9 protein-coding genes are annotated in these 10,235 nt (G+C 64.4%); 5 read left to right on the top strand and 4 right to left on the bottom strand.

All coding sequences use genetic code 11. The features are described from left to right. Positions 1 to 357: 357 nt before the first annotated feature. Genes kduI through VFU66_RS07305 form a run of 3 tightly spaced genes read left to right on the top strand, consistent with a single transcriptional unit; the run spans position 358 to position 2,982 of the window. Positions 358 to 1,188: a 5-dehydro-4-deoxy-D-glucuronate isomerase gene (gene kduI, locus VFU66_RS07315; protein ID WP_326445588.1), complete on the top strand. Its 831-nt coding sequence runs from the start codon at positions 358 to 360 to the stop codon at positions 1,186 to 1,188. Continuing rightward, a complete protein-coding gene (locus VFU66_RS07310; RefSeq protein WP_326445587.1) occupies positions 1,189 to 2,298 on the top strand; it encodes a sugar kinase in 1,110 nt (369 codons plus the stop codon). Between the two features lie 30 nt (positions 2,299 to 2,328). Continuing rightward, positions 2,329 to 2,982, top strand: a complete 654-nt coding sequence (locus VFU66_RS07305; protein ID WP_326445586.1) for a bifunctional 4-hydroxy-2-oxoglutarate aldolase/2-dehydro-3-deoxy-phosphogluconate aldolase — start codon at positions 2,329 to 2,331, stop codon at positions 2,980 to 2,982. Here the strand turns inward: VFU66_RS07305 and VFU66_RS07300 are convergent. From VFU66_RS07300 to VFU66_RS07290, 3 genes are all read right to left on the bottom strand, one after another. Then, on the bottom strand, positions 2,979 to 4,055 hold the full coding sequence (locus tag VFU66_RS07300) for an alginate lyase family protein (protein ID WP_326445585.1): 1,077 nt from the start codon (positions 4,053 to 4,055) through the stop codon (positions 2,979 to 2,981). The genes VFU66_RS07305 and VFU66_RS07300 overlap by 4 nt on opposite strands. Positions 4,056 to 4,179: 124 nt before the next feature. Beyond that, complete coding sequence (locus tag VFU66_RS07295) at positions 4,180 to 4,536, bottom strand: HPF/RaiA family ribosome-associated protein (protein ID WP_326445584.1); 357 nt, start codon at positions 4,534 to 4,536, stop codon at positions 4,180 to 4,182. Positions 4,537 to 4,945: 409 nt separating this feature from the next. Further along, complete coding sequence (locus tag VFU66_RS07290) at positions 4,946 to 7,201, bottom strand: DNRLRE domain-containing protein (RefSeq protein ID WP_326445583.1); 2,256 nt, start codon at positions 7,199 to 7,201, stop codon at positions 4,946 to 4,948. Between the two features lie 290 nt (positions 7,202 to 7,491). Here VFU66_RS07290 and pgm point away from each other — a divergent pair, with 290 nt between their 5' ends. Next, positions 7,492 to 9,132, top strand: coding sequence for a phosphoglucomutase (alpha-D-glucose-1,6-bisphosphate-dependent) (gene pgm, locus VFU66_RS07285; protein ID WP_326445582.1), 1,641 nt, complete (start codon positions 7,492 to 7,494; stop codon positions 9,130 to 9,132). 157 nt (positions 9,133 to 9,289) lie between these two features. On the opposite strand, the gene VFU66_RS07280 is transcribed toward pgm, so the two are convergent. After that, positions 9,290 to 9,424: a hypothetical protein gene (locus tag VFU66_RS07280; protein WP_326445581.1), complete on the bottom strand. Its 135-nt coding sequence runs from the start codon at positions 9,422 to 9,424 to the stop codon at positions 9,290 to 9,292. 98 nt (positions 9,425 to 9,522) lie between these two features. On the opposite strand from VFU66_RS07280, the gene VFU66_RS07275 reads away from it, so the two are divergent. Next, on the top strand, positions 9,523 to 10,235 hold a 713-nt coding region (locus tag VFU66_RS07275; RefSeq protein WP_326445580.1), incomplete at its 3' end, for a hypothetical protein.

The following is a 10,235-nucleotide window of genomic DNA, read 5'->3' as shown; positions in this document are numbered from 1 at the left end:
CGGCGCGCAGGCAGGCGAGAAGCGCATCGGCGAAGTGGTCACGGCAGGAGGCTTCAAGAACTTCCATCGCGCCACGCAGACGCCGTTCAACCTGGTGTACGAAGCGCGAGCATAACGGGCGCAGGATACACGGCCGCTGCTCGTCTTCGGACGCCGGCGGCCTTTCTTCTTGCGCTTCTTGTTGACGGTGTGAGTTGCCGTTTCGTATGGTGGCTAGAGCAGCTTTTCTATCGCGAGCGCGACGACCGCATCCGTCATTTCAGGTAGGTTCTCCGCAATCAGCGCCGAAGACGCGACACATACCAGCCTGGGCCGAATGCCCATGTCAACTTAAGTTTGAAGCAAGGAGTTAATTGAATGCGGCTATATCAAATGGCGGACGCGGTGCGGTATGAGCTGATGAATACCGACGACCTGCGCGAGACGTTCCTGCTCGAAGGCATGTTCGAGCCTGGCAAGATCGAGTTTGCCTACGTAGACCTCGACCGCACCGTCATCGGCGCAGCGGTGCCTGTCATGGAAACGCTCTCGCTCGAAACCGAGCCGGAGCTGCGCGCGGAGTATTTTCTGGAGCGCCGCGAGCTTGGGGTGTTGAACGTCGGCGGCGCGGGCTCGGTCGTCGTCGATGGCACCGAGTACGCGCTGGGCAAGCTCGACTGCCTCTACGTCGGGCGCGGCAGCCGCTCGGTCACGTTTGCGAGCAAAGACAGCAGGAACCCGGCGAGCTTTTATCTGCTCAGCTACCCCGCGCACAAAGAGTATCCAACGGCGATGGTGAAGTTTGCCGACATGAAAGGACTCGAACTCGGCAGCGTCGAGACCTGCAACAAGCGCACCATCTATAAGGCCATCTACAAAGAAGGCATCCGGAGCTGTCAGCTTGTCATGGGTTTCACCCTGCTTGCCAATGGCAGCAACTGGAACACCATGCCCGCGCACACGCACATGCGCCGTAGTGAAGTCTACTTCTACTTCGACGTGGACCCGGCGCACCGAGTCTTTCACCTGATGGGACCGCCGGATGCGACGAGTCATCTTGTCGTTGCGGACAAGGAAGTCGTCGTCTCGCCCGGCTGGTCGATTCACGCAGGCGTGGGCACGAAGAACTACGGCTTCTGCTGGGGCATGGGTGGAGAAAATCAGGCGTATGACGACATGGATGGCGTGGCCATCGCGGAGCTGCGATAGATGAGCGAGACAGCAGGTTTGAAGCTAAGGAAAAAAGAAGACTGCACGTGGGACCTGGTCAGCCTGGGCGAAGTCATGCTGCGTCTCGATCCCGGTGACGTGCGCGTCGCCACGGCGCGGCAGTTCACCGCGTGGGAAGGCGGCGGTGAGTACAACGTCGCGCGCGGACTGCGCCGCTGCTTCGGCATGAAGACGGCCATCGTCACTGCGCTGGCCGACAACCCGGTCGGCCGCCTGCTTGAAGACCTGATGCTGCAAGGCGGCGTCGATCTCTCGCACCTCATCTGGACCAAATACGACGGCGTAGGCCGCACCGTGCGCAACGGGCTCAACTTCACCGAGCGCGGCTTCGGCGTGCGCGCGGCGCTGGGTTGTTCCGACCGCGGCCACACGGCAGTCAGCCAGTTGAAGCCCGGACAGATTAACTGGGACGAGATCTTCGGCAGGCAAGGCTCGCGCTGGCTGCACACCGGCGGCATCTTCTGCGCGCTCAGCGAGACCACGCCCGAGGTTGCGAAAGAAGCGATGGTCGCCGCGCGCAAGCACGGCGTCATCATCAGCTACGACCTCAACTACCGCGACTCGCTCTGGAAGTCCATCGGCGGCAAGGCGCGCGCGACCGAGGTCAACCGCGAGCTGGCGAAGTATGTCGATGTCATGATCGGCAACGAAGAGGACTTCACTGCGGCGCTCGGCTTCGAGATCGAAGGCGTCGGCGACGAACTCGGCGCGCTCGAATCCGCAAACTTCCGTCGCATGATCGAAAAGGCCGTGGCAACGTATCCAAACTTCAAGGCAGTCGCCACCACGCTGCGCCACGCGAAGACGGCCAGCGTCAACGACTGGGGCGCGGTCTGCTACTACGAGGGCAAGTTCCACGAGGCGCGGCCCATGCCCGACCTCGAAATCTTCGACCGCGTCGGCGGCGGCGACTCGTTCGCCTCGGGCCTCATCTACGGCTTCCTGAACGACAAGGGCGCGGACTGGGCCGTCAACTGCGGCTGCGCGCACGGCGCACTCGCCATGACCACTCCCGGCGACACCACCATGGCCACCTTCGACGAAGTGCAGCGCATCATGAAGGGCGGCGGGGCCCGCGTGCAGCGATAGAAAAAAATAAGCAGAACACAGGAGATTGAGATGCAGAAGATTGCCGTGCTGAAGGCGTTGCGGGAGATCGGTCTGGTGCCGGTGCTGCGGGCTGAGTCTGTAGACAAGGCGCTCGCGCTGGCTGAGGCGATTGCGGCAGGCGGCGTGACCGTGCTCGAAGTGACGATGACCGTGCCCGGCGCAATTCAGGTGATGCGCACGCTCGCCGAAAAACGCCCCGACATTCTCATCGGCGCAGGCACCGTGCTCGACGCCGAGACGGCGCGCATGTGCATTCTCGAAGGCGCGCGGTTTGTCGTCAGCCCCGCGCTCAATCTCGGCACCATCGAGATGTGCCATCGTTACTCCATCGCTGTGTTGCCCGGCGCGCTCACACCCACAGAGATCGTCACCGCATGGCAGGCCGGCGCGGACGTCGTCAAAGTGTTCCCCGCAAGCGCCATGGGCGGAGCAAAGTATCTCACCGCGCTCAAAGGCCCGCTGCCGCAGGTCGAGATGATCCCCACCGGCGGCGTCTCACTCGCCACTGCGGCGGAGTTCCTGCAGGCCGGAGCCTTCGCGCTCGGCGTCGGCTCTGACCTTGTCAACGCCAAGGCGATGGCTGAGGGCAGGCCCGAGGTCGTCACCGAAAGCGCGCGCAAATATCTGGCGATTGTGAAAGAGTTCCGCGAAAAGAAGAGCTAAGGCCGAGGCCGCGTCAACCAGAGCAGCGGCTGCCGAATCGGGAACGTTCGCTGCAACTCCGGGATCGTCGTGTCCGCCGGAAGCGTCTTCCACAGGTCCGCGTACTCAGGACGGTTGTAGGCCCGCGCGCAGAACAGCAGGCTCGGCTGACGCAGCGGCAAGTCGTTGAAGTGATCGCGGTCGGCCTCATACGGCCACGCGCCACGGTCTTTGATGTATGGAACATGGCGCGCGATGGCGACGCGCATTCCCGGCCCATCCTGCAACTCGTACTCCCACACACTCTCGAACTGCGTCGAGAGCAGCAGGCACACCGCGCTGAACATATCCAGGTTGAACAGCGAGTTGCGATACGGATACGCCGTCGCAATCTCGCGCGGAAAAAATCCATCGGCAACCATCTGCGCGCGAATCGTCGTTGATCTGTAACGATGTCGCAGCGCGGTCAGCGGCGTGTCATCAACGGTATTCAGGCGAGCGCACGCTGCGGCCTGCAGCAGCCACGAAGTCCCGTTGTGGTCTCTCTGGTCGCGCGCAAGGCCCGCAATCACCGATGAGTTTAGCCAGTCCAGATACGCCGCGAACCACTTTCCCAGCACACTGAAGTCGTCCGCCGCGAACGCGCTGGCGAGAAACGGAATCGACTGCGCCACCTCCGCCAGATGCACCGCCTCGACCAGCCCTTCCGGTGCGCCCGTCTTCGCCCCCGGCGCAGTCAGCGCGTACTGCATATTCGGAGCCATGCGCGTGGCCGGGTCGATCAACCACGCGCGAAGATGTGCCGCAGCCTGCTTCGCATAGCGAGCATCTTTCGTCACGACGAAGGCTGCCGTCAGCGACGGGACGCGCATCGAGAAGTCGAGCAGTGCATCGCGGTGCGCGATGAAGATCGCGCTCGAATAATAATCGTGCGGCGAGCCGGGACTCCCCGGCGCGTGCAGCGTCGTCAGCGGAACAGGCTGCTCAGTCAGGTAAGCATCGGCGGCCTTGAGGATGCGGTCGTGGTCGATGGCGGCCACGTTCGGACGCGAAGTGGATTGCGCAAGCAATGCACGCGGAGCAAGCACGCTCACTGCCGCTTGCAGACAAAAGCTTCTGCGATTGATGTGCATCACGCTCAGCGCCTCGGCCGAAGAGTATCACGCCGCGCGCACTGCCCTGCGCTGGAGTGTCCAGCGCAGGGCCTGCGGTCAAAGGCTAGGAGATCGGTTCTGCGTAGCTCACTTCGGGGGCGTTGAATCGGCGCGCGGCCAGACGGCCGAAGGTCGCGTCGAGTTGGCGTTTCATCTTTTCCGCCGCTGCAGAGACGGCGTGTTGTGTGCTCGATGCAACTCCCGTAACCACCAGAGGCGGCAGCCCGCGTGGCCGGGCTTCGAGCGTGCAGCGTTTGTCGTTGACGCCGGTTTTGGCGCCATTCTCGTCGTTCAGGTGGACCTCGATGCGCGTCAGTTGACGCTCGAATCGACGGAGCGTGTGGTGCAGTTCGGTTTCGACGAAGGTGGAAAGTTTGGAGTGGATGGTGACGTTTTTGCCGCTGTTGATCTGAATCTGCATTAACCATTCTCCTGAAACAGGGTTGGGTTCCTGCTTGCTTCCGAGTTAGACGACGGCGGCGCGGTAAAGGAAGTCTCCCATTCGCCGCCCTCGCGTGGGTGGCAATAGTAGCACTGGCCGTGGTGGAAATGCCCACACGAAAGTTGCAGACATTCCTGGTGCACCGTAACGCTTTATGGATAAAGGGTTGCCCCCTCGACGACTTCAACAACCGAGGCCGCTCATTATGACGCCGCCCTCACCAAGTCATCTCCCCAACCCAGATCGCGCTTTTGCAGTCCGCCTTCACCACGTCATCTCGACCGGAGGCGGCGTTTTTTGCCGCCGCAGTGGAGAGACCCCCGCATTTCCCCTCTCTCGCCACACACTCAGAGGGCCAGCCATGCCCGCACCCAAAACGTCGCAACCATCAATTACAGCTCAGCGCCGTCCACACCCCAGCCGCCGTGCCATTGGCCCCGGTAATGCTCAGATCGACAAAGCTGCCCGCCGCCACCGGAACGCTCCCGGTCGCCGTACAACTTGAGGCGCTGGCCGCCGAGCAGGACAGCGTCGTATTCGCCATATTTCCCGGCGTCCCCTGCCGCAGCGTCACCGTAATCGGATTCCCCTGTTCGGAAAACACCGTCAGCGAAGTTGCCGTGCAGCCCGCGGGCACCCACGTCAGCACCGACGCACTTTCCAGCACGCCTGCATTCGGATTGTTCACCGAATAAAAATTCGTCAGAAACGAGACCGCGTGATACATCGACGCATACGGAATCCCGCTCGTGCCCGCGTCGCCTCCGCCCGTGCCGTTTACGCCGGGAGCGCCCTGCGGAATCGTAAAGTTCAGCACCGCCGCATTCGCCGTGCCGCTGTTCGTCACCGTGGCCAGCGTCCCGGGAGCGCCCGTCGTCACCGTCCCCACACTCACCGTCGCCGCCGCTCCCGTCGGCCCTGTCGGTCCCGCCACTCCCTTGGCCGCCAGCACTGCCCACTGTGCCGGAGCGGCATCCGGCTCTGAGCCGAGGCTGCCGGCCAGAGCGAGATACGTCGAGCCGTCAAATGTCACCGCATCGTTCGCCAGATACCCCGTCGCCAGGTTCCACGCTCCGCGATAATTGATACCCACCGCGCCCGCAGGCCCCTGCGGCCCGACTGCTCCCGCAGCCCCCGGAGCGCCTGCCGCGCCGCCTTGCGCCAGCACAGCCCAGTACACCGGACTCACATCCGGCTCGCGCCCCACATTCGTCGTCACCGCAATGTAGCTGGTGCCGCCGTAGCTCACCGCGCTTCCCGCAGCATACGAACTCCCCGCCAGCCACCCGCCCAGAAAGCTCACCGGAGGTCCCGCCGGCCCCATCGGGCCGGTCGCACCAGCCGGGCCGGCAGGTCCTTCCGGCCCCGCCGTTCCCGCTGCGCCCGCAGGCCCGGCAGGCCCCTGCGCCGCCAGCACTGCCCAATCGGCAGGATTCAGCGGCGGCGTATTTCCCGCATTCCCCGCTGTCAGCGAGATATAGGTAGACCCCGCGTAGCTCACCGCATCATGCAACCCATAGCTCGTCGTTGCAGAGTAGTTGCCCGTGTAGTTCGCCACTGCCGGCCCTTGCGGCCCGGTCGCTCCAGTGGCTCCGGTTGCGCCCGTAGCTCCCTGCGGCCCAACTGGTCCCTGCAAACCCTGCGGCCCCTGTGCTCCGGTCGGCCCCTGCACTCCCTGCGGCCCCATCGGCCCGGCAGGCCCAACCAGTCCTACGCCGCCCTGCGCCAGCACCGCCCACGCCAGCGGGGTGAGCCCCGGCGTGTTCCCGCGATTGCCCGTCGTCAGCGAGAGATAGCTCGACCCTTGGTATGTCACCACGTCATCCGCCGCATAACTCGCCGTCGCGCTCCACGCACCCTGAAAACTCAGCCCCGCGCCAGTACCCACCCCCGGAGGCCCAGCCGGTCCCATCGGCCCTTGCGGTCCAGTCGCTCCTACAGGCCCCTGAACCCCCTGCGGCCCGGCTGGCCCAGCCACTCCAGCCGCGCCCGTGTCTCCCTTCGGCCCTGGAACCCCTTGAACCCCTTGAGCACCCTGAGCACCCTGGAGTCCCTGCGGCCCGGCCGCGCCCGTGTCTCCCTTCGGTCCCGCCGTCGCAAGCGTTATATCCAACTCCGCCGCATGGCCGGTCAGGTCATTCTCCTTGCTATCGAACTCGACAGAAGCCGTCGTCGCCGTCAGGGCAATGCCGTTGTTCGTCGCCGGAGCCGCGAGCCACCCTTGCACCAGCGCCGTCACATCCACCGCGACATACGCCCCCGCCTGCGTCACCTGAGCCGACGTGAAAGCATTTCCCACGGCAGGCAGCGTCGCATACGTCACGCTGTACTCGCCCCATGCCGCGTTCACCGGTGCGAAGCTCACCGTTCCGGCTGTATCGACGCGGTTGCAATAGAGCCTCAGCACCGCCTTCGTCATCTGCGCAGGCGTCGTTCCGGCGGGGAGAGTCGAAAGGTCGAACTGGACCAGCGCCGTATATCCGCCGCCCACATTCAGGTTTGAGATCGCCCCACTATTCACGGACGGCTGCGCGCTGTTCACATGCGCGTCGGCAACCAGCGTTGCCTCGACCGCAAATGCAGGTGAGACTGCGGCCAGCCACGCTGCCGCGCAGAGCACACTTCTCCGAAGACCCAGGCCCATCCAGACGATCCAATCTCAGCGATGCACGTCAGCAGCAGCCACAATCAAATTGGGGAGCACTCCCGTTTTAGGACAACCCCTCAAAAAACACAAGCATCTTTTTCTCCTCAATCCGCATCGCGCCCCCTTTTCACTTCCTCCCGCCACCAAACCCCGGGTGCCCCATCCTCCGCAGTTTCATCGCGAACGGTGGGAACGTATCCCTTCGCCTGCTGCAAATCGAACAATTCCACAACCCGCCTCGCATCCCCTATAGTGCAGAGAGCATTTCTTCATTCAAGGACGCGCGCATGAGCACCCCCAACCAGCCCGGTCAACTTCCTCTTGCGGAGAACCTCGTCAACGTCCCCCGCCTCATCACGGCCTTCTACGCACTGCATCCCGACCCGCGCCAGCCCGCCGAGCGCGTCGCCTTCGGCACCTCCGGCCATCGCGGCAGCGCCCTCCACGCCTCCTTCAACGACGACCACATCGCCGCCATCACGCAGGCCATCTGCGATCACCGGCGCGCCAGCCACATCACCGGCCCGCTCTTCCTCGCGCAGGACACGCACGCCCTCTCCGAGCCCGCCTTCACCACCGCGCTCGAAGTCCTGGCCGCCAACGAAGTCGAGGTCCTCATCGACGCGGCGCTCGGCTACACGCCCACCCCGGCGCTCTCGCACGCCATCCTCACCTACAACCGCGCGCACCCGAAGCATCTGGCCGACGGCATCGTCATCACTCCCTCGCACAACCCGCCCGAAGACGGCGGCTTCAAATACAACCCGTCCAACGGCGGCCCGGCCGACACCACCGTCACGCGCTCCATCGAGACACACGCCAACAACCTCCTCCAGTGCCGGCTCGAAGAGGTCAAGCGCATTCCCTACGCCCGCGCGCTCTCCGCCTACACCACCCACCGCCACGACTACATCACCGCCTACGTCAACGACCTCTCCAGCGTCATCGACTTCGACCCGTTCACCGGCACCACGCTCAAGCTCGCCGTCGATCCCCTCGGCGGAGCGGGCGTCCACTACTGGCCCCGCATCGCCGAGCAGTACAACATCGCGCTCGAAATTCTCAATCGCAACGTAGACCCGACCTTCCGCTTCATGACCTGCGACTGGGACGGACGCATCCGCATGGACTGCTCCAGCCCCTACGCGATGGCGTCCATGATTGCGAACAAGGACAAGTACGATGTCGCCTTCGCGGCAGACACCGACCACGACCGCCACGGCATCGTCACCCGCACCACCGGCCTGCTCAATCCGAACCACTATCTCGCCGTCTGCATCGACTACCTCTTCAAGAACCGCCCCGGCTGGAGCGCGACGGTCGGCATCGGCAAGACGCTCGTCTCGTCCAGCATCATCGACCGCGTCGCCCGCGGCCTCAACCGCCCTATGCTCGAAGTTCCCGTCGGCTTCAAGTGGTTCGTAGACGGCCTCATCGACGGCTCGCTCGGCTTCGTCGGCGAAGAGTCCGCCGGAGCGACCTTTCTGCGCCGCAACGGCCAGGTCTGGACCACCGACAAGGACGGCCTCATCCCCGGCCTGCTCTCAGCCGAGATGACCGCCCGCACCGGCAAGGACCCCGGCGAGCACTACAAAGCCCTCACCGAAAAGTACGGCGACCCCGTCTACCAGCGCATCGACGCCGCCGCCACCAAAGCACAGAAGGCGAAGCTCGGCAAACTCTCTCCGCAACAGGTCACGGCGAAGCAACTCGCAGGCGACCCCATCACCGCCATCCTCACCGAAGCCCCCGGCAACCACGCCGCCATCGGCGGCCTCAAGGTCACGACAGAGAACGGATGGTTCGCCGCACGGCCCAGCGGCACCGAAGATGTCTACAAAATCTACGCGGAAAGCTTCCGCGGCCCCGACCACCTGAAACAGATCCAGTCCGAAGCGCAGTCCGTCGTCTCCGCCGCCATCGCCTAACCCGCATCAGGCGCCATAGGTGCGTCCCGCCGAAACCCGTGTCAAGCCCCCAAACCCGCAACTCTCAAGCCGAAAACCCGCCAACCGGAACAAACCAAACCCGTTCCCGCACAAAAATAATCCTGCCCAAACTGGCGGGCCAGTTTCCCTCCACCCATTAAAATAAAAGCAGCCCCAACCACAGGCCCGGCCCATCCGCCGGGCCTTCCTTCTTTGAAACCACGGTCATTCTGACCCTGAGCTTGTCGAAGGGGAAGAATCCCCGCATTTCGCTCATCGCAGCAACCGTCATCACGAAGCCACCCAGCCGCTCCGGGCCTCAACCCGAGGTCCGGACCTAACTCCTTTGTTCGAAGGACTTTGCGCACTTTCCCCTGGGAGGGGGTACCCATGCTCGACTCCATCACCGACCTCTGCCGCGAGGTCCCCGACCACCTCCGCTGCCGCCACATCTTCGACGACGGACGCCGCTGCGGCAGCTACGCCCTCCGCGCCGAGCACCACTGCTACTACCACCACGCCGAGCGCAAGCCCGTCCCCGACCCCCAGGCCCGCTACGCCCGCCGCAACCCTCTCACCCTGCCCGCGCCCACCTCCCGCGCCGCCATCCAGCAGGCCATCGGCACCATCATCACCAACCTCGCCGCCAACAACATCGACCGCCGCCGCGCCGGAACCCTCCTCTACGGACTCCAACTCGCCGCCCTCAACATCACCCGCCACCGCGAAGACCACACCCACACCAACGCCCCCGAGCCCAACAACCACGCCATCGCAACCACGCAGGACAACGACCACACCAACGCCCCCGCACCACACAAAGACCACACCCACGCCCCCGCACCGCACAAAGACCACACCCACGCACCCGCACCGCACAAAGACCACGTCATCTCGACCGAAGCAGCGCAGCCCTATCGCGCTGCGGAGCGGAGAGACCCCCGCATTTCCCCCACCCCCGCCACCAACGAACCCGAACCAGCAAACGACCACATCACCACATCCGAACCGCACAAAGACCACGTCAACTCGACCGGAGCAGCGCAGCCTCATCGCGCTGCGGAGCGGAGAGATCCCCGCATTTCCTCCCCCCCCGCCACCCA

It is taken from the genome of Edaphobacter sp., from assembly GCF_035763405.1.
Lineage (GTDB): Bacteria > Acidobacteriota > Terriglobia > Terriglobales > Acidobacteriaceae > Edaphobacter.
The sequence above is the reverse complement of the archived record's forward strand: the minus strand, read 5'-3'. Positions and strand labels throughout refer to the sequence as shown.